Origin of the sequence: Maribacter sp. LLG6340-A2 (assembly GCF_045057105.1) — a bacterium.
GTDB lineage: Bacteria > Bacteroidota > Bacteroidia > Flavobacteriales > Flavobacteriaceae > Maribacter.
In genome coordinates this window covers 349,081-368,313 of sequence record NZ_CP159332.1, presented here as the reverse complement: position 1 = coordinate 368,313, position 19,233 = coordinate 349,081, and the positions used below count along the sequence as shown (strand labels likewise).

At 38.5% G+C, this 19,233-nt stretch carries 18 protein-coding genes and 1 riboswitch; of the genes, 11 read left to right on the top strand and 7 right to left on the bottom strand.

Annotation, left to right across the window (positions count from 1 at the left end; translation table 11 throughout):
- Positions 1–14 precede the first annotated feature (14 nt).
- From ABVM52_RS01595 to ABVM52_RS01575, 5 genes are all read right to left on the bottom strand, one after another.
- Complete coding sequence (locus ABVM52_RS01595) at positions 15–2,042, bottom strand: phytase (RefSeq protein ID WP_405383055.1); 2,028 nt, start codon at positions 2,040–2,042, stop codon at positions 15–17.
- A 21-nt stretch (positions 2,043–2,063) separates the two neighbouring features.
- Positions 2,064–2,486 (bottom strand): PepSY-like domain-containing protein, encoded by a 423-nt coding sequence (locus ABVM52_RS01590; RefSeq protein ID WP_405383053.1) that lies wholly within the window; start codon positions 2,484–2,486, stop codon positions 2,064–2,066.
- A 45-nt stretch (positions 2,487–2,531) separates the two neighbouring features.
- Complete coding sequence (locus tag ABVM52_RS01585) at positions 2,532–3,776, bottom strand: sensor histidine kinase (RefSeq protein ID WP_405383051.1); 1,245 nt, start codon at positions 3,774–3,776, stop codon at positions 2,532–2,534.
- A complete protein-coding gene (locus tag ABVM52_RS01580; RefSeq protein ID WP_405383049.1) occupies positions 3,773–4,450 on the bottom strand; it encodes a response regulator transcription factor in 678 nt (225 codons plus the stop codon). The genes ABVM52_RS01585 and ABVM52_RS01580 overlap by 4 nt, the downstream gene beginning before the upstream one ends.
- A 216-nt stretch (positions 4,451–4,666) precedes the next feature.
- Positions 4,667–7,438: a TonB-dependent receptor gene (locus ABVM52_RS01575; RefSeq protein WP_405383047.1), complete on the bottom strand. Its 2,772-nt coding sequence runs from the start codon at positions 7,436–7,438 to the stop codon at positions 4,667–4,669.
- A 349-nt stretch (positions 7,439–7,787) separates the two neighbouring features.
- Positions 7,788–7,884: riboswitch (TPP riboswitch) on the top strand.
- Between the two features lie 121 nt (positions 7,885–8,005).
- On the opposite strand from ABVM52_RS01575, the gene thiS reads away from it, so the two are divergent.
- The 7 genes from thiS (at position 8,006) to thiH (ending at position 14,127) form a co-directional block, all read left to right on the top strand.
- Positions 8,006–8,209: a sulfur carrier protein ThiS gene (gene thiS, locus ABVM52_RS01570; RefSeq protein WP_405383045.1), complete on the top strand. Its 204-nt coding sequence runs from the start codon at positions 8,006–8,008 to the stop codon at positions 8,207–8,209.
- 31 nt (positions 8,210–8,240) lie between these two features.
- Entirely contained in the window at positions 8,241–10,100 is a 1,860-nt protein-coding gene (gene thiC, locus ABVM52_RS01565; protein ID WP_405383043.1) for a phosphomethylpyrimidine synthase ThiC, read from the top strand.
- 149 nt (positions 10,101–10,249) lie between these two features.
- Positions 10,250–10,837 (top strand): thiamine phosphate synthase, encoded by a 588-nt coding sequence (locus ABVM52_RS01560; protein ID WP_405383041.1) that lies wholly within the window; start codon positions 10,250–10,252, stop codon positions 10,835–10,837.
- On the top strand, positions 10,821–11,594 hold the full coding sequence (locus tag ABVM52_RS01555; protein WP_405383039.1) for a hydroxymethylpyrimidine/phosphomethylpyrimidine kinase: 774 nt from the start codon (positions 10,821–10,823) through the stop codon (positions 11,592–11,594). The genes ABVM52_RS01560 and ABVM52_RS01555 overlap by 17 nt, the downstream gene beginning before the upstream one ends.
- Positions 11,591–12,250: a thiamine phosphate synthase gene (gene thiE / locus ABVM52_RS01550; protein ID WP_405383037.1), complete on the top strand. Its 660-nt coding sequence runs from the start codon at positions 11,591–11,593 to the stop codon at positions 12,248–12,250. The genes ABVM52_RS01555 and thiE overlap by 4 nt, the downstream gene beginning before the upstream one ends.
- Positions 12,240–13,013, top strand: coding sequence for a thiazole synthase (locus tag ABVM52_RS01545; RefSeq protein WP_405383035.1), 774 nt, complete (start codon positions 12,240–12,242; stop codon positions 13,011–13,013). Before thiE ends, ABVM52_RS01545 begins: the two co-directional genes overlap by 11 nt.
- Positions 13,006–14,127, top strand: coding sequence for a 2-iminoacetate synthase ThiH (thiH, locus tag ABVM52_RS01540; RefSeq protein WP_405383032.1), 1,122 nt, complete (start codon positions 13,006–13,008; stop codon positions 14,125–14,127). The genes ABVM52_RS01545 and thiH overlap by 8 nt, the downstream gene beginning before the upstream one ends.
- A 151-nt stretch (positions 14,128–14,278) precedes the next feature.
- Here the strand turns inward: thiH and ABVM52_RS01535 are convergent, their stop codons facing one another.
- Entirely contained in the window at positions 14,279–15,109 is an 831-nt protein-coding gene (locus ABVM52_RS01535; RefSeq protein ID WP_405383030.1) for a ferritin-like domain-containing protein, read from the bottom strand.
- Between the two features lie 25 nt (positions 15,110–15,134).
- The gene (locus ABVM52_RS01530) at positions 15,135–15,869 is read right to left on the bottom strand and encodes a ferritin-like domain-containing protein (RefSeq protein ID WP_405383028.1); all 735 of its coding nucleotides are present in this window, start codon (positions 15,867–15,869) and stop codon (positions 15,135–15,137) included.
- A 325-nt stretch (positions 15,870–16,194) separates the two neighbouring features.
- Here ABVM52_RS01530 and ABVM52_RS01525 point away from each other — a divergent pair, with 325 nt between their 5' ends.
- From ABVM52_RS01525 to ABVM52_RS01510, 4 genes are read left to right on the top strand one after another with little or no spacing between them, the layout of a single operon-like run.
- Entirely contained in the window at positions 16,195–16,635 is a 441-nt protein-coding gene (locus tag ABVM52_RS01525) for a thioredoxin family protein (RefSeq protein ID WP_405383026.1), read from the top strand.
- Position 16,636: 1 nt separating this feature from the next.
- On the top strand, positions 16,637–17,617 hold the full coding sequence (locus ABVM52_RS01520) for an FAD:protein FMN transferase (protein WP_405383024.1): 981 nt from the start codon (positions 16,637–16,639) through the stop codon (positions 17,615–17,617).
- Positions 17,614–17,826, top strand: coding sequence for a DUF4266 domain-containing protein (locus tag ABVM52_RS01515; RefSeq protein ID WP_405383022.1), 213 nt, complete (start codon positions 17,614–17,616; stop codon positions 17,824–17,826). Before ABVM52_RS01520 ends, ABVM52_RS01515 begins: the two co-directional genes overlap by 4 nt.
- Before the next feature lie 52 nt (positions 17,827–17,878).
- Entirely contained in the window at positions 17,879–19,174 is a 1,296-nt protein-coding gene (locus ABVM52_RS01510) for a DUF3570 domain-containing protein (protein WP_405385087.1), read from the top strand.
- The last annotated feature ends 59 nt before the right edge of the window (positions 19,175–19,233 follow it).

Here is a 19,233-nt window from a genome sequence, read left to right as displayed (position 1 = left end):
AGGAGTAGTTAAAACTATTCTGGCATGATATCTCGCCAATCATAAATATGAAAAGTTTTGTCTGTGGACATGCCAACGAACATTCCTTTGGGAAACTCTTCATTTATGGCAACAGAAGTAACATCTGATCCATCACTTTCTAAGGTCAAAAGCTCAACCGATTTTATCAATTGGTGATCGTTTGGAGCATCTTCTGCACCTTCCCTTGTGTATATATTGAAGGTATTTCTTTGTTGGTCAGAAATAAGGATGTATCCAGTGCCATCGTCATTTTTATAAATACTAATACCTTCAATATCCCGCCCAAAATCTTTAGTGCCAAACAAAGCTAATTCTTCATCTCCTTTTTGGGGATCGGCATAGTATTTTCGTACACCAAAGGCCTCATCGGAATAGTAAACAAAACCTAATTCATTATCCACTGCAATGGCTTCAATTTCCTTAATGCCACTATAGTTGCCAAAATCCCTCACCTTGGTAATCTTGGTGGTACCTTTTGGGGTACTTTCAATTTTATATTGGGTTAAATACCCGGTTGCTGGACCGGTTTTTGGTCCAACGATAACATAGATTTCCTTAGTTTTTGGATGGGTGTACAAAGCTACTCCCATAGGATCCCGTAATTCCCTATCTGTAAAGACAGGAAGCCCACCACCATCAATAGGTTTCATATCCGGTAACGAGAATATTCTTAATTGATGGTTACTTCTTTCCGTAGTCACGGCAATATCCACCAGTTTTCCATTTAGGTTAAAGTCATAGGCAATATCTACATTGTTAGGGCGCTGCAGGTCAAAAACACATTTTTCCTTGATGATTTTTCCTTGTAGGTCAAAAGCATATAAACCTCCGCCGTCTTCTTTGTCCGTACCAATAATAAAACTTTTGGAGGGGTCTTTTTTGTCAATGTAAATAGCGGGATCATCGGTATCAAAAACCACTTTTTCCGTAATGTATTTAGGGTGTATGGCATTTTTGGTGTGTTGTGGCAAACCGTCTGGGGCTATCAACAAATCTTCACCTGCAATATCTTCCCAATTATAAAAATGAAATGTTCTATCATCTGACATGGCAACGAAAAGCCCTTTAGGAAATTTTGTGCCCAATGAAGCGTTGGTGACCTCAGAGCCATCACTTTCATTGGTCATGAGGTCTACCACTTTGACCAATTGATGGTCGTGCGGATTACCATTAGTACCATCTCTTGTGAACAGGTGAAATTTATTGGCTTGCTGGTCAGACACAATAATATACCCTGTGCCCAAATCGGTTTGGTAAATACTTAAGCCTTCATGGTCTTCGGTGAAACCTTGGTTGGCGAACAAGGCCAGCTCTTCATTACCTTTTTCTGCATCGGCATAATATTTTCTTACGCCAATACCTTCATCGGAGTAATATACATATCCTAACTCATCGTCCACCACAATAGCTTCAATTTCATTTTGTCCACTATACTTTCCAAATTCGCGAACCTTTCTTGCTGTTATATTTCCCTGGCCGTCCCCTTCTAGTTTATACTGCCAAATGTATCCATTTAACGGTCCGTTTTTTCTGCCAACAAAAGCAAAAACCTGATCGTCCTTGTCTTTGTAAAGCCCTACACCCATGGGGGCTTTTAGTTCTTCGCCTTCAAATACAGGAATACCGCCATTGTCCATGGGGGTCATCTCCGGCACCCTAAAAATCCTTAGTTGGTTCGTTAAGCGTTCTGTAGTTACGGCAATGGAAAATTCTTCGTCTCCCATTTCAAATTCTTCAATATCTACATTGTTAGGTCGTTTTAGGCCTTTGACCGTTTTATTCGTTATAATTTTACCGTTAAGGTCATAAACATAAAGACCGCCATCCTCATTTTTATCCGTCCCAATAATTAAACTTTCTTCGGGATTGTCCTCATTCACCCATATGGCAGGGTCGTCCGTATCATGTGGCGTCTGTTCTGTAATTACTTTAGGTTGTAGCGCATTTTCACTGTGTTGTGGTCCTTGCTTACAACTTGCCAAAAGGATAATGAAAAGAACTAAATAAGGTTTTATGTTCATAATATGGTGTTTGCCGTTGTGTTATATTTTCTTTCTTAAAATTTTGCCGTCCTTATCAAAAAGGATGTCATAGCTTTTATGATCTTTTTCCAGGTCTACTTCATAGAGTGTTTGGCCTTCTCTGGTAGCTACCAATTCTATATCAAGAATCTCATATTCTCCCATTTTGGTCTGTAAGGTCTGCAAGACATCATGTGGTAATTCGTCTACAGCAATCTCTGTTTCTGTCTCTAACCACTGCCCTTGTTCATCAAAGTAAGAGGTGGTATGTTTAGCCGATACATAATAGTCAACTTGATAAATGTTATCCTCTACCGTCCACACTATATCCTGCGCAACAGGAACCTTGTCCACAAAGGAATTTTGTACATGTAGCGGCACTTTAGTTTGCTTACATGATAGCGCAAGAACGCTTGCAATGGCGATAAAAGTTATTTTTTTCATTTTCGTTGGGGTAAAACTATTGCTTAATTCTGTAGAGAATCTGTTCTAGAATAAAAGTCGGAATTTATGGGTGGTATCTTCGTAATCGTAGGATAATTCTATGTTATATAAACGACAAATTTTTGTTATGATCGATAGTCCAAGTCCCAATGAACTACTGTCCGATTTTTTAAACCGATTAAATAGCTCAGTATCTATTTTTCCATTGGCCCCGGTGTTATAAAAGCTTATATCACGTTCACCTGTCGCAATTTTTAAAGTACCTCCTTTATGGGTGTGATGAATGGCATTTCTAATAAAATTGGATAGTAGAACTACTGCCAATTCCGAGTTCATATCATGTAATATTACATGATGGATATCTTTTTTAAAATGTAGTTCTTTAAGCGATATCATTTCATCATAATGCGCAATTTGTGATGCTAAAACCTCGGTTAGGTTTACGTTCTTTTCTACTTGGTATGCACCAGATTCGATTTTGGTAAGTAAGGTTAATCCACGGTTTACTTTGGAAAGCCGGATGCAATTTGTATAAATGGCGGTAATTTCTGCCATTTGCTCCGCATTCAGTTGGTCAGTTTGTAATAATTTTTCACATTTTCTGCGAATAATCGCTAATGGGGTTTGTATTTCATGAGCCACGTTTTCTGTAAATTCCTTTAGATTAACATAATCATATTTGATCTTGGTGGTCATAGCATAGATAATCTCATTCAGTTGATTAAATTCTCTAGTATTGGTTTTGTTGAGTGTAATTGGCTTTGTACTGCCAAGTTCATAGGTAGCCAAGGTATTTAAGGTTTCTTTGAAAGGAAGCCATACTTTTCTAGAAATGAGTAGGTTGCTGATAATTAAAAAAGCCAGTAAACTAAGGAAAACGATAAATAGTGAAATTAATACTTGTTGGATCAAGGTATTGGGTTGGATCAAGGACCTAAAAATAGAAATGTCATAGTAATCGTTTCCAATTCTTCTCGTTACCCGCAACATTCTGTATTCGTGAAAGTTATCATCAATAATATCATACCTTGTAGTATCCTTAAAAATAGGGTTGTCCAGGTAATTTTTGGAATTTGTTTTTGTAATTACCTGCTCATAGTTATTGAGCGATTCCAAAGAAATATCGTTGACTAATTGCGTGGTGATAATTTCCTCACTGTTAATCAATAATTTATTGATTTCTTGATCAAGAATTTTGTTATAATCGTATACAATAATAAAACCGGCAAATATGAAAAATAGGAGTGAGGCAATTACATAATATAGAGTAGTCTTTACTAATAACTTCACGCTCTCTGAAATTTATAGCCAATACCATATACGGTCTTTAAATAGTCCTTGTCACTAGAGTTTATGATTTTTTTTCTGAGGTTTTTAATGTGGGTGTAAATGAAATCAAAAGAGTCAAAGCTATCCGTATTATCGCCCCAAAGGTGCTCTACGATAGATTCTTTAGTAATGACCCTGTTTTCGTTGCTGATAAAAAAAATGAGAAGCTGATATTCTTTTTGGGTAAGCTCTATTAATTTCTGGTTAATATGTACCTCTTGAGAATCGGTATTGATCGTTATCGTATCAAAAACCACCAAATTACTTCCTTTAAAATGTTTTCGCCTAATGATGGATTTTATACGCGCGTTAAGTTCATTGTAGTCAAAAGGTTTGGCCAAATAGTCGTCCGCCCCAAGGTTTAGGCCACTTACTTTATCCTCAATGGCATCATATGCACTAAGTATTAAAACACCGGCATTGTTATCTACAGTTCTTAATGTTTTTAATACCTCTAATCCTGAACCATCTGGCAAACCAATGTCCAGAATAATGGCATCATAGTTATACATGTAGATTTTTTCCTGGGCAATGGCAACGGTGGTAGCGCTCTCACATAAAAAGTGGTCCTTCTTAAAAAAATCCATTAAATCTTCTAAGAGCTCCTTCTCGTCTTCTATGATCAACAGTTTCATAACTCCTATTTTTAGGGCAATCTATTCAACTAATCGTTAAATGAAATTCCAAGATAATTAAAGTGTTCTAACTAAAAGGAAATTTAAAAGATTTTGAAGGTTTTAATTGTGTCCGCTGTCTTATATAAGCAGTATAATTTTCCAAGAGTTTTTTTACATACTTTTCTATTTGCTTTCAGGTTTTGGCATTTAAAACAAGTTTAGGACATACTATGTTTAAAAATTAAAACGCAGTCCTAGTCTTCCCCAACTGCCATATCGTTGACGCTCACGAGGTGTGGCAATAGTGTTGTATAATTCTACCTGATTTTCATCATTGATATTTACCAATTCTACATAGACCGTCATTCTTTTTTTGGCAAAGGATTGACTCATGGTAAAATCAATCTGCATACGATCGTCTATTCTAACTAGATCGCTACCATCAAATTCACTGGTAAAAGCACCATTGTAGTTAAATGAAAGTCGCGCATCAAACCCTTTATTATTATATCCTAAAGCTGCGTTACCAACATGCTTGGCTTGGCCAGGTAAGTCTATTTCAGTGATTTCATCATCTTCGGAAAAGTTTTCTACTTCCGCATTGGATTCCGTGAACGAGTAGTTTGCATAAACAACAAAACCACTAAGAAATCCAGGTAAAAAGGTCATTTTTTGCTGATAAGCCAGTTCAAAACCTATTAAATTGGCCGTATTACCGTTAACGGATTGGGTAACCTCTACATTTGGTATTCCCCTATATTCCCTATCCGTAGTTTGTTGATAAATGAAATTATCCAGGTTTTTATAAAACACACCGGCACTTACCAAACCAACAGTGCCAAAGTAATGCTCCGCAAAAATATCAAGGTTTACCGCTTCAACAGGTACTAGGTCCGGATTAAAGATTTCAGCCTCTAGATCGGCAGAATTAAATACGGCACCTTGGGCAAGAGCTTGAAAGTTGGGTCTTGAGTAGCTTTGTGTGGCAGAACCCCTTAGTATAGTATTGTCGTCAATACTGTATTTAAGGTGCAACATTGGTAATAGAAAATTATAGTCATTATTACCGCTAACCGCAATAGCTTCGCCTTCTTCCTCATCAAAAATACCAGAGTCATAGGTAAATCGGGTAGCCTCATATCGTAACCCACCAAGAACCATTAATTTTTTAAAATTGATTTTACCCATGGCATAGGCGGCATAAACATTTTCCGAAGCAATATATTCTTGGGATACGGTTTCTTCAATAGCCTTTTCGGTATCAGATTCAAAATCTCCTGAATTGGTCGTAATAAAACTATCAACGGCATTTAGGGTAATAAAGTTACCTAAGGGGGTATTAAAGCTGCCATCCATAAAACCAATGGCATTGAAATTATCGGAGAAATTGTTACTGTCCAGTGTAAGGTCTTGGTCCCCTTCATACTCTAGAAGCTCAAAATTTCTAACGGTATATCGTTTTTCCTTTAACCTGATCTTACCTCCAAATTTAAATTCACCAGTGTTTTCGGATAGTGTAAAAGGCATGGTGACGTTAGATTTTAAGGTGATGTTTTCATCTTCCGCAAGGGTACTTTCCTTTTCATATTCCTTGAATTCTAACAACCCCAGATCGGTCAGTGGATTGGTTTCTGGACCATTACCATTTAAACTTACCAATTTAGGATTTAATCTATCCGATACATTGAAGATAAATGGGGCACCCTCATTTTCAAAAACCACTTGGTCATTGCGTGGGGTATCTTGCCATGCTTGGGAATAGGAAACCTCATAGTCAAAAATGAATCCCGGCGTAACGGTGCTACCCCCTAAATTTAGGCTAAGTACACCTTGGTTTTCTGGCCGGTCTTTCAATTCTTTGGTGTACACATATTCCGTATTGCCCTCGTCTTCCTCAGCTTCAAACGTTGCCCTTCTACGAACTTCGTACTCCCTAAGTTCACTAAAAAGCCCCCTTATATATAAATTTGTGTTTTTCCCTTTATAATCTAAGGTGGTACTTGCGCCATACCGGTTTCGGTCAATGGTATAATCTGCTATTTCCAGTAAACCTATTTCATTAGAGCCTTCATCTCCCCAACCATCAAATTCATAGCGGTCGTTTTCTTTTTTACTACCTGCATAACTACCACTAACTATAAAACCGAATTTACCATCTTCAGAGCGCTTACTGATATTGATACTACCTTGGCCTACGGTCTTATCAGATGCGTTATTATATTCCATGGCCGCTGACCCGTTTATAGAGAGTTTTCTTTTCGTAGCAGTTGGCGTGTTTAGGTTTACGGAGCCGCCAATAGCATCTCCATCCATATCCGGTGTTATGGATTTACTTACTTCCAAAGATGATAATTGGTTAGAGGGTATGGCATCCAAGGCCACAAATCTAGATTCACCTTCCGGTGAAGGTATCTGTTCACCATTAATACTAATGTTGGTAAACTGCGGGGCCAATCCGCGTACCAAAACAAAACGGCCATCACCTTCATCTCGTTGAAGGTTTACACCAGAAACACGTTGTAAGGATTCTGCAGAGTTCTGATCTGGAAACTTGCCCATTTGATCTGCAGAAACAATACTTTTTAAGTTATCTGCAGATTTTTGTTGGTTTAATGCCCGTTGTTGCCCTTCCAGTGATCCGGTAACCACAACGTCATCTAATTGTGTGGCTTGGGGTTCTAGTTCAACATTAATTATTTTAACCTCTCCGGCATTTACCTGTACATTTATATTTTTTGTTTCATTACCAAGATAGCTTATCTCTAATTCAAAAGTTCCTTCAGAAACAAAAAGGGTATATTGACCATCAAAATTTGCAGTGGTACCATTGGTTGATCCGGAGATTATGACATTGGCTCCCGGTAACGGACTTTTTAGCTCCGCATCTTTAATGGTTCCTTTAATAATTGCTTTTTCTTGGGCATTTCCGCTTAATATGGTACAGATACATATGAGCATGAACAAGACCGTATGACATGGTCTTATGACCAATTTTTCTTTTTTCATTTTGATTGGTTCTTGGTTAATTTTTTAGGATATACATCAAACCTAATGGGGAAATCTGTAGGAAATCTGTAGAAAATAGGGAATGAAAATTAAGATTATTCATTTTTAACGGCGAATAATTTCCATATTCTTTATTATAGGTGTCCTTAAAACATATTTTTTCAAATAAGAAGTACGTGCTATGCAGATATACAGGCCTATAGGTATATCATAGTCAGTAGATTACATACCAAGCAAGAAATAAAGCTGACAATACCTTAGACCTCATTACGGGAAAGAATGTTGTCAGGAGTTAATTTTTTCAACATTTTATCTTCTTTATCATGAAATTTTTTCTATAACTTTAACCCGTAAACTTTAGGGGTGTTCTATTGATTTAGAACTGAGAAAAACCCTTTGAACCTGATTTGGTTAGTACCAACGAAGGGAAAAGTTGAAAAGCGTATTGCAATATGCGCTTACGCATCTTTTTATGATTGTGAGCGCTCCAAGCGTTAATACATATATCAATTCAAAATCCTTCTCAACACCCTTATTAAGATTACAGCATATTAAAATATACTGTATATGATAACTATTTGGGTAAATCAGCAACGTGTAGAAATTGAAGAAGATGTAACTATTCTTCGTTTACTGGAGCATTTAGACTCCCCCAAAAGCGGTATTGCGGTCGCTATACAAAATGCCATTGTTTCTAAAAATTTATGGGAATCCACGGTATTGTCCAATGACGACAATGTTTTAATAATCCAAGCTACACAAGGCGGATAGTCCCAACCTATAACCATTAAAACTATTTCAAATGAAAAATAAGGACACAGCACCAAAAGAAGGAAAAATTACAAGACACCCGTTCCCAAACTCCAAAAAGGTTTATGTAAAGGGCAGTATTCATCCGCACATAAAAGTAGCTATGAGAGAAATAGCACTTAGTGACACAAAACATTCCATTACGGGAAAAGTTACGCCTAATGAACCCGTAACCGTATATGATACTTCAGGTCCGTATACGGACCCCAATAAGGAGATAAACGTTCATGAAGGTATAGAGCGTATTAGGGAGCCTTGGATTTTGGAAAGGGGAGATGTTGAGCGTTTGTCCGGCTTTACTTCAGATTATTGTAATGAACGTTTAGGGGATAAAAGTTTGGACCATATGCGCTTTTCGCTTTTAAAAAAGCCGCTACGTGCCAAAAAAGGAAAGAACGTAACCCAATTGCATTATGCTAAAAAGGGCATTATTACTCCAGAAATGGAATATATCGCCATACGTGAAAATCAGCGTATAGATGAAATGACCCAAATTAGAAAACAACATCCGGGAGAACATTTTGGAGCAGCTATTCCTGCCAAAATAACGCCGGAATTCGTAAGGGAAGAGGTGGCCAGGGGCCGTGCGGTAATACCTTCTAACATTAATCATCCAGAAGCGGAACCCATGATATTGGGTAGAAATTTCTTGGTAAAGATCAATGCAAATATTGGTAACTCTGCCACCACGTCATCTATAGAGGAGGAAGTGGAAAAAGCGGTTTGGGCCTGCCGTTGGGGCGCAGATAATATAATGGACCTTTCTACGGGTCAAAATATACATGAAACCCGTGAATGGATTATCAGGAATTCTCCGGTGCCAGTAGGTACAGTGCCCATTTATCAGGCCTTGGAAAAAGTGAACGGGGTAGCAGAAGATCTAACTTGGGAAATTTTTAGGGATACGCTAATAGAACAAGCGGAGCAGGGGGTAGACTATTTTACCATTCATGCCGGGGTGTTATTGCGCTATGTACCCATGACTGCCAACCGTGTTACGGGTATTGTGTCTCGTGGCGGGTCCATTATGGCAAAATGGTGTTTGGCCCACCACAAGGAAAGTTTTTTATACACACATTTTGAGGAAATATGTGAGATTCTAAAGCAGTATGATGTAGCCTTTTCACTAGGTGACGGACTACGTCCGGGTTCAATTGCCGATGCAAATGACGAGGCACAGTTTGCCGAATTGGAAACTTTGGGAGAGCTTACACAAATTGCCCGCAAACATGAGGTTCAGTGTTTTATAGAAGGTCCCGGTCACGTGCCCATGCATATGATCAAGGAAAATATGGAGAAGCAGATAGCAGTTTGTGATGAGGCACCCTTTTACACATTAGGACCGTTAACAACGGATATTGCGCCGGGGTATGACCATATAACTTCTGGTATAGGTGCCGCCATGATCGGCTGGTACGGTTGTGCCATGTTGTGCTATGTTACACCTAAGGAACATTTAGGACTGCCCAACAAGGAAGATGTTAGGGTAGGGGTCGTGACCTATAAGCTAGCGGCACATGCGGCAGACTTGGCAAAGGGCCACCCCGGGGCGCAACATAGGGATAATGCACTTAGTATGGCACGTTTTGAGTTTCGTTGGCGCGATCAGTTCAATTTAGGACTGGACCCTGAACGCGCTTTGGAATACCATGACGAGACCCTGCCGGCAGAAGGTGCTAAAATTGCCCATTTCTGCTCCATGTGCGGACCTAAATTCTGTTCCATGAAAATATCACAGGAGGTTAGGGATTTTGCCGCTGAAAATGATATTGTGGACAATGAGATCATTAAAAAAGGAATGGAAGAAAAATCAGAGGAATTTAAACAAAACGGCTCAGAAGTGTATTTGTAGCATCCTATGCAGGTAGTTCCCACACTTGAAAAAAGTGCGGTCGGGCTTTCAGCTATATCTTTTTTTTGAAATTAAAAAAAGGATGCCGCTTTAATCCCTAACTTATAAGGTAGAATTGTATGGAACATTTTCAGAAACAAAGGTAATATATGGTAATCGTAATAGCTCCGGAACACGATGTTGACAATGAATTGCACATACTTCATCAACTTTTTAATGCTGGTTTGCAATATTACCACCTGCGTAAACCTCACAAAAGTTTGCAAGACCACCGTAATTATTTAAATATGATAGATGAAAAGTACCATAATAGAATAGTGGTGCATTTATATCATGAGTTGGTCAATGAATTTAACCTTAAGGGAATTCATTTTCAGGAGCAGAGCAGAATAGACCATATTGATAATCCCGGTAGGTATTTTAAGAATTTGGAAGTGTACGGTAAAACCATCAGCAGTTCATTTCACGAACCGGAAACATTGGAAGATTGTTATTTTGAATTCGATTATCATTTGTTGAGTCCGGTGTTTCATTCCATTTCAAAGCCGGGGTATACTGGCCGCGGGTTTAATGTTCGGCATATAGAAAAAACGATTATAGGAATGGGTGGCGTAACCACTACCAATATTAACGAGTTTAAAAAACTTGGGTTTAAAGGAGTAGGTGTTTTAGGAGGTATCTGGAACAACGTTGATCCCATTGCATCCTTTAAAAAAATGAATGACTATTTTGAGTAATTTAAAATACATATTAACCATTGCTGGCCACGACCCTAGTGGCGGTGCCGGTATTACTTCAGATATAAAGACATTTGAGGCTCATGGTGTATATGGCTTGTCGGTTTGTACGGCTATAACGGTTCAAAATGAAAAAAAAGTAAAGGATTGTATTTGGGTGCCGGTCAAAACTGTTTTAGCACAAATAGAGGTTTTGTATGAGCAATATGAAATAGAGGTAGTAAAAATTGGGATTATAGAGTCTTGGTCTAATTTGCTTCAGGTAGTGAATAAATTAAAAGCATTGAATCCTACCATCAAAACTGTTTTGGACCCCATTCTAAAAGCAAGTTCAGGGTATGATTTTCATGCTCAAGAGGACCAAGAAGTGTTAGGGGAAATCTGGAAAAACTGCTACATCATCACACCAAATTATGAGGAAATAAAAAACGTATATCCACAAATGACCGTGGAAGATACCATAGCACATATTGCAAATTTCACCAACATATATCTAAAAGGCGGACATAGAGAAGACAAAAAGGGCTATGATGAGCTGTATTACAGTCAGATTGTTATGGTAAACTTACCTCCGTTTTTTAATGAAATATCTCATAAACACGGTAGTGGTTGTGTGCTCTCTTCTGCACTGGCCAGTAATTTGGCATTAGGGATTACGTTGGAAGATGCTGCCAGGATTGCAAAAAAATATACGGAGGAATTTTTAAACTCCCACCCCTCATTGTTAGGGATACACACTAAAATAAAAGCAAAATGATACCCAAATTACATTATATATCACAAGGCAAGACAGTAGATGAGCATGTAGAAAATATTCAAAAAGCATGTAGTGCAGGAGCAGAATTGGTACAGTTGCGCCTTAAGAATATAAAGGCTAATACCGTATTAAAAACAGCGGAAAAGGCACGGGAAATTACCGCCCATTTTCAGACCAGGTTGATCATTAACGATTATTATCAGGTGGCAAAGGAGGTAAAGGCAGACGGTGTGCATTTAGGTCAAAACGATACCTGTCCGCTAACGGCACGTAAACATCTGTATTCATGGCAGATTATAGGAGGAACGGCCAATACTTTGGAACAGGCGGAAACATTATTGGCCAAAAAAGTGGATTACATAGGTATGGGGCCATATAGGTTTACATTGACTAAAGCTAATTTGAGTCCAGTATTAGGTCTAGCGGGCTACACAGCTATTCTTGAAGAATTGAATACCCAGGTTCCCATAATTGCCATTGGCGGAATTACCATTGAGGATGTGCCTGAAATCTTGAAAACAGGAGTATATGGAATAGCGGCATCCGGAGAAATCACTACTAATTTTAATCGTATAAAAGATTTTAAAAAATTACTTCAGGACGATGTACAGGAACAGGTTTGGACAGCCTATAAAAATGAAAATCATGACAGATAATTTAACAATAGCCAATAAAACGTTTGCATCAAGATTGTTTACCGGAACTGGAAAATTCAAAAGTTCTGAAAACATGGAGCAAGCCATTGCTGCCTCTAAAAGTGAATTGGTGACCGTGGCATTAAAAAGGGTAGAGGTCAAGAATTCCTCAGATGATATATTAACGCATTTAAAAGGCGACCATATTCACCTTTTGCCAAATACATCTGGCGTACGGTCGGCCAAAGAAGCCGTGTTTGCAGCACAGTTGGCACGAGAAGCTTTAGAGACCAATTGGGTAAAATTAGAGATTCATCCCGATCCAAAATACCTGTTGCCAGACCCAATAGAAACCTTAAAAGCCGCTGAAGAGCTGGTGGCCTTAGGGTTTGTTGTTATGCCCTATATACACGCAGACCCCGTGCTTTGCAAACGTTTAGAAGATGTAGGCGTACAGTGTGTAATGCCCTTGGGCGCACCCATAGGCAGTAATAAGGGAATCCAAACAAAAGACTTTTTAGAAATTATTATTGAGCAAAGTAATGTTCCGGTAATTGTAGATGCAGGTATTGGATCGCCTTCCCATGCGGCATATGCCATGGAGCTTGGTGCAGATGCCGTTCTGGTAAATACCGCAATTGCCGTATCTGACAATCCGGTAGCTATGGGTAGGGCATTTGCAATGGCGGTAGAGGCCGGTAGAATGGCTTATTTGGCAAAATTGGCACCAATTCAAGAACACGCGGTCGCAAGCAGTCCGTTAACCTCTTTTTTACATGACTAGTTTTAAGGAAATTTTTGAACAGTATAATTGGCATTCGCTGGAAAAAGAAATTTATAATGTAACCAGAGCCAATGTGGAACAGGTATTGGCAAAGGAGAAAATTACCCTTTCAGATTTTAAGACCTTGATTTCACCAGCCGCTAAACCCTATCTGGAGCAAATGGCACAACGGAGTAGTGCGTTGACCAAAAAACGTTTTGGAAAAACCATGCAAATGTATATACCCATGTACTTGTCCAACGAGTGCCAGAATATATGCACCTATTGTGGGTTTAGCATGATCAACAAGATTAAACGAAAAACCTTGACGGATAAGGAGATTTTGGATGAAGTAAGGTATATAAAGAGTTTGGGTTATGACCATATCCTTTTGGTAACAGGTGAAGCCAATAGAATCGTTGGTGTATCTTACCTGAAAAATGCCATTGCCCTAATTCGTGAACATTTTTCAAATATTAGTATAGAAGTACAACCCCTTGATCAGGAAGAATATGAAACCTTGATCGCAGAAGGGCTTTATGCCGTATTGGTGTATCAAGAAACCTATCATAAGGCCACGTACAAAACCCATCATCCCAAAGGAAAGAAATCAAATTTTGAATACCGGTTACTGACACCGGACCGTTTGGGTAGGGCAGGCATTCATAAAATTGGTTTAGGCGCTCTTTTTGGTCTAGAAGATTGGAGGGTAGATAGTTTCTATACGGCTTTGCATTTAAAATATTTACAAAAGACGTATTGGAAAACAAAGTTCTCCATTTCCTTTCCTAGGTTACGCCCGCATCAAGGCGATGTAGAACCAAAAGTAGCCATGACCGACGCTGATTTGGTACAGTTAATTTGCGCCTATAGATTGTTGGATGAGGATGTGGAATTATCCATGTCTACTAGGGAAAGTGAAGTTTTTAGGAATAATATCGTAAATCTGGGCATTACCTCTATAAGCGCGGAATCCAAGACAAATCCTGGGGGTTATGCAGTGGCACCGGAATCCTTAGAACAATTTGAAATATCTGACGAGCGCAGTACCGCAGAAATTAAACAAATGATTCAATCCCAAGGTTATGAAGTAGTGTGGAAAGATTGGGACCGGAATTATACCACATTGTTATAGTTTCAGGTAATTAATGTTGTTAGATTAAAAAAGTTCTTTTGCAGGTCTTATTGAATAAATGAAGGAATAGTGATTAGCTATATCATTAAATAAGTAAAGGAGATTGCTTTAAAACAACCTCCTTTACAAACCTAATCTAAACAATAGTTACCTATTCCGATACAATGAAAAGACTGGCAATAGCTGTAGCTTCATCTCCGGTTAATGGTTCGTCATAAGCTTCGGTAGATGCGCCCATGCTAAATGGGTCACCAGAGCCTAATGTCGTTACATCAACGCCACCTTGGGTAATGTTTTCCTCGCCATTATAAACGGGTTGGGTAGCTTCGGGCATTCCCGTGCCTCTTTCAGCATTGGTTATCCATCCTTTTAATCCTCTTAGGCGTCTAATTTCCGATGCATGTCTTGCCTCCACAGAATGAATTTGTAATGCTGCGGTCAAGAATTCAGAACCTAGAAGATTTCCTGCTTGTCCTTTATATGCTCTTACACCGGTATCTTCAAAAGCTTGTGCCAATGCCAATAATTGGGCATAGGCAGTCTCTTGTCCTGTTCCATTATTGTTGAAAGGGTCAAACGTTCCACCAGCGGTAAAGTCAAAAGTTGGTTTCTCTACCGGGGTTACACCAGCTCCTTCTAAACCGGCAATCAAGAAATCTACATGTGCCTGTTCATGTTTGGAAATCTGCATATAAACTGTTTCTGGTCTACCAGAAGGTAACACTCCGGATTGTAAGGCTAAATCGTAAAATTCATCTTCCAAATACTCCAATGTAAGTGCTAATTGCAAAGCACCCACCGGATCTGCGGACATAGACTGTGCAAATGCTTTCTTGGGCATGGTAGCCAAACCAAAAGGAACAGCGGCCAAAGCGGCTTTTTTGGTTAGTGAACCAAACGTTCCAAATATATCTCTTCGTGAAGATTTACTATCCAGTAAATTATCTGTAGTAAATTCATCTAAAAATTTTATAATACTCATAATACTTTTTTTTTCAGGTTATTGTTTAAGGTAAATTGTTTGCGGTGAACGGTGTAGTTATAAATCCGGTTGCACCTACTGCAGCAAGAATATCCGATGGATCAAGTGCTACATCCAATCCGGTCATTACATCAACGGTATCATCACCGGCAAAATCAGCAGACCCCGGATTAATCAATGTTCTAATGGCCGAAGCATGTCTTGCTTCTACGGAAACAATTTTACCGGCTAAAAGTAAATAGTCAGGGCTAGTTATAAGTCTACCTGCACCATTGTAAGCGGCAACACCTGTGTCTTCCAAAATTTTTGCAGTACCTAAAACTTGGTCTCTGTTGTTGAAATCTAAATCTCCATAATCAAATTCTAACGTTGGTAAAACTAATTCTGTATTACTACCTACCGCCGCTGTAATAGCCGTCTTGAAAAAATCTCTATGGTTAACCTCATGATTATATAAATCGGTCAGCACCAATCGTTCTTCATCGCTAATATTTGCATAAAAAGAATTAACAACTTTAGTATAAAAATCGGCTTCTAATTGTTCTAGGGCATAGGCATAGTTTAAAACACCTAAATCGCCAGAACCTAAATCAAAAATTCCATCTTCACCTTCTGGAGGCATCATTGCCATACCGTCATCGTCATTGCTACACGCCACCAATAAGCTGGCACCTACAAGGCCCATACCACTAAGTTGTAAAAACCTACGGCGGTCCTTGGCTTTATTATTGGAATCAACTTTAATAATTTTTTTCTCCATGATATTTAGATTTTAGATTACATTTCTATTAATACCTACGGGATGTTGTAATGAAGGTTTCTAAAGAAATGTTAAAATATTATGGGTGATTGTTAATTTAATTGGAGAAAGCTTGTGAACCCATTAATTCAGATATTCAAAGTAATATGAAATTAAAAAAAAGTTATTATAGCATTACCTATATCCTCTTGTTGATTTTTGAGCACATCATAAAGTAGATAAGTAATACTATTTTAGGTAAATAATAGTTAAAACTATGGGAGAGATTAAATAAGTATGGGCATTAAAGGAACAATAATAGAATTTGTAACGCAAAGCATTGTAAATGAAAAATAAAGCATGGATTTTATTGACTATGGTTTTTGGCATCAGTGCTACGTTTGCCCAGGATTGGCAGACGGACTTTAACACGGCAAAGGAATTAGCAGAAGCAAAAAATCTGCCCATAATACTGGTATTTCAGGGGTCAGACTGGTGTGCGCCCTGTATAAAATTAGATAGGGCAGTTTGGTCTACACAGGAATTTAAGGATTACGCAAAAGAACACTTTGTTATGCTACAGGCAGATTTCCCACGAAGAAAAAAAAATGCATTATCTGAAGAGCAATTGAACAAAAACAAGACCTTGGCGGAGCGCTATAATCCACAGGGCATTTTTCCTTTTGTAGTGGTGATGAATGCCAATGGCAAAGTGTTTGGAGAAACCAGTTATAAAAAGCTTTCCCCCAAAGAATATATCAGTGAAATAAATTCATTTATTAAATAGATTGAAGAAGGTACTTTTCATATTGACTTTGTTTTCTGCAGGAATTCTCTTTGCACAACAACCCTATAAACGAACCTTGAAATTAATGGGAAACCGTTTTGAAATAACGGTAGTGGGTAAAGATCAAGTTGAAGCTGATGAATATATAGATTTGGCTGTCAACGAAATAACAAGAATAGAAAAGTTGATTTCTTCTTGGGATTTAAACTCTCAAACATCTTTAATAAATAGTAATGCAGGTTTACAACCAGTAAAAGTAGATGCTGAATTATTTAATTTAATACAACGCGGTATAGGCATTTCTAAACTTACCGATGGTGCTTTTGACATTAGTTATGCATCAATGGACAAGGTTTGGAAGTTTGATGGTAGCATGAAAAAAATGCCATCTGTAGATTCAATAAAAGCATCGGTTGAAAAAATCGGTTTTCAGAATATTGAATTGAACAAAGAACAACAAACGGTCTTTTTAAAACTGCCCGGAATGAAAATTGGTTTTGGAGCCATAGGTAAAGGTTATGCTGCCGATAAGGCAAAAGAATTATTGATTTCCAAAGGGGTGAAAGCTGGAATCATCAATGCATCCGGGGATATGAATACCTGGGGTAAACAGCCCAATGGTGAGGACTGGAAAGTTGCCATTACCAATCCAATGAACAAGAACAAGGTATTTGCCTTGTTGCCTATTACCAATGGGGCGGTGGTAACCTCTGGGGACTATGAGAAATATGTACGTATTGATGATGTACGGTATGCACATATCATAGACCCGCGCAGCGGGTATCCGGCCAAAGGTATTATCAGTGTTACGGTTTTTGCTCCTAAGGCAGAGTTGGCAGATGCCTTGGCTACATCCATTTTTGTAATGGGCAAGGAAGTAGGCTTAAATCGTATTGAACAGTTACCAAATGTGGAATGTATTATTATAGACGATAAAGGAAATATCATCACCTCAAAAAATATAGAAATAGAAAAATCATGATACGATCATTTTTAGTTTTTTTGCTCATTATAACATCGCTAAGCAGTTGTACGGTTCTTAAGGAATATGAGAAAATCAATATTAACGACCCTGATATGGCTTTGCAGGATAAAAAAGTGGACCGAAATGTAACCATTATGCATTCTTATAGGGAAGCAGCGGCCGGTGCCAATGGAGGTAAAACTGGTGGAGGCTGTGGTTGTAATTAATGAAAACGGAATGTTGCAAGGAATGAATGTATTAAAATATATAGGAGGCGTAATGATAATGCTTTTAACGGTTTCAGGATATGCCCAACAGCATCAAGATTCCGTCAAGACCTATAAAAAGCGAGTGTTAGAGGCCACGGAAATTGATTTTTTGACCAGTTATTATTCGCAAGACGGGGATAATGCTGCAGTGAGTGGCGGTTTGGGTACTGAGGAGCTTACGGATGTCACGGGGACATTGGTCGTGGCAATTCCTTTGAACGATGATGATGTATTGACCATAGATGCAGGAATTTCTGCCTATACATCGGCATCATCAAGTAATGTAGACCCTTTTGATGGCGAACAAACGGCAGACCCTTTTGTGGCAAGTTCTGGAGCTTCCAGATCAGATGTTTGGGCAAATTTTACGGGCTCTTACAGTCATAGCTCAGATGATAGAAATACCATAGTTTCAGGTAAGTTTTCGGTATCCGCGGAGTATGATTATTCCTCTATTGGTTTTGGTGGTGGTCTTACGAAATTATTTAACGAGAAGAACACTGAGATTAGCGTAAATGCCAATGTTTATTTAGATACATGGAACTCTATTTATCCCATTGAACTTAGGCCATTTGCCAGTGGCGCCAATGGTTTGGCAAACGGATTCTTTTCTAACAAGACCATAACGGGAAACGGTAATTACAATCCTGTTTTTGAGAAGTTTACGGATGAATCCAGAAAATCATATACTTTGGGGCTTGGCTTTTCACAAATCTTACATAAGAACTTGCAAGGCGCGTTAATGTTAGATTTTGTTAGGCAAGAAGGGTTATTGTCCACTCCGTTTCAACGGGTGTATTTTGCAGATGTGGCCAATTCATTTATAGAAGATTTTCAATTGGCAGATGCCATAGAGCAACTACCGGATAGCCGTTTTAAAATAGTAGCGGGCGGTCGTTTAAACTGGTACGTCAATGAGAGCGTGGTAGTAAGGAGTTACTATCGCTATTATAATGATGATTGGGGTATTCGTTCCCACACCGCTAGTGTAGAAGTGCCTATAAAAATAACGGACCAATTTACCGTATATCCCTCCTATAGATATTATAATCAAACAGCTGCAGATTATTTCTTTGGCTATGAAGAGGCCTTGTCTACAAATACGTATTACACTTCGGATTATGACTTATCGGAATATTCCGCAAATCAATTGGGTATAGGGGTTTCGTATACGGATATTTTTACCTCACTGCATATTTGGAAACTAGGTCTTAAAAGTATTGACTTGAAGTTTTATAAATATGATAGGGACACCACTTTTAATTCTAGCATTGTTACCGCAGGATTTAAGTTCGTAATGGACTAATTGATGAAATAAGATAGATTAAAAAGCAGGTCATTCGACCTGCTTTTTAGTTTTGGTGA

Bases quoted from the DNA above. Each gene is read 5' to 3' on its own strand.
- ABVM52_RS01515 (WP_405383022.1), top strand. From the start codon at position 17,614: ATGATACGATCATTTTTAGTTTTTTTGCTCATTATAACATCGCTAAGC.
- thiS (WP_405383045.1), top strand. From the start codon at position 8,006: ATGATAACTATTTGGGTAAATCAGCAACGTGTAGAAATTGAAGAAGAT.
- ABVM52_RS01580 (WP_405383049.1), bottom strand. From the start codon at position 4,450: ATGAAACTGTTGATCATAGAAGACGAGAAGGAGCTCTTAGAAGATTTA.
- thiH (WP_405383032.1), top strand. From the start codon at position 13,006: ATGACTAGTTTTAAGGAAATTTTTGAACAGTATAATTGGCATTCGCTG.
- ABVM52_RS01595 (WP_405383055.1), bottom strand. From the start codon at position 2,042: ATGAACATAAAACCTTATTTAGTTCTTTTCATTATCCTTTTGGCAAGT.
- ABVM52_RS01590 (WP_405383053.1), bottom strand. From the start codon at position 2,486: ATGAAAAAAATAACTTTTATCGCCATTGCAAGCGTTCTTGCGCTATCA.
- ABVM52_RS01575 (WP_405383047.1), bottom strand. From the start codon at position 7,438: ATGAAAAAAGAAAAATTGGTCATAAGACCATGTCATACGGTCTTGTTC.
- thiC (WP_405383043.1), top strand. From the start codon at position 8,241: ATGAAAAATAAGGACACAGCACCAAAAGAAGGAAAAATTACAAGACAC.
- ABVM52_RS01525 (WP_405383026.1), top strand. From the start codon at position 16,195: ATGAAAAATAAAGCATGGATTTTATTGACTATGGTTTTTGGCATCAGT.
- ABVM52_RS01560 (WP_405383041.1), top strand. From the start codon at position 10,250: ATGGTAATCGTAATAGCTCCGGAACACGATGTTGACAATGAATTGCAC.
- ABVM52_RS01545 (WP_405383035.1), top strand. From the start codon at position 12,240: ATGACAGATAATTTAACAATAGCCAATAAAACGTTTGCATCAAGATTG.
- ABVM52_RS01530 (WP_405383028.1), bottom strand. From the start codon at position 15,869: ATGGAGAAAAAAATTATTAAAGTTGATTCCAATAATAAAGCCAAGGAC.
- ABVM52_RS01510 (WP_405385087.1), top strand. From the start codon at position 17,879: ATGATAATGCTTTTAACGGTTTCAGGATATGCCCAACAGCATCAAGAT.
- ABVM52_RS01535 (WP_405383030.1), bottom strand. From the start codon at position 15,109: ATGAGTATTATAAAATTTTTAGATGAATTTACTACAGATAATTTACTG.
- thiE (WP_405383037.1), top strand. From the start codon at position 11,591: ATGATACCCAAATTACATTATATATCACAAGGCAAGACAGTAGATGAG.
- ABVM52_RS01555 (WP_405383039.1), top strand. From the start codon at position 10,821: ATGACTATTTTGAGTAATTTAAAATACATATTAACCATTGCTGGCCAC.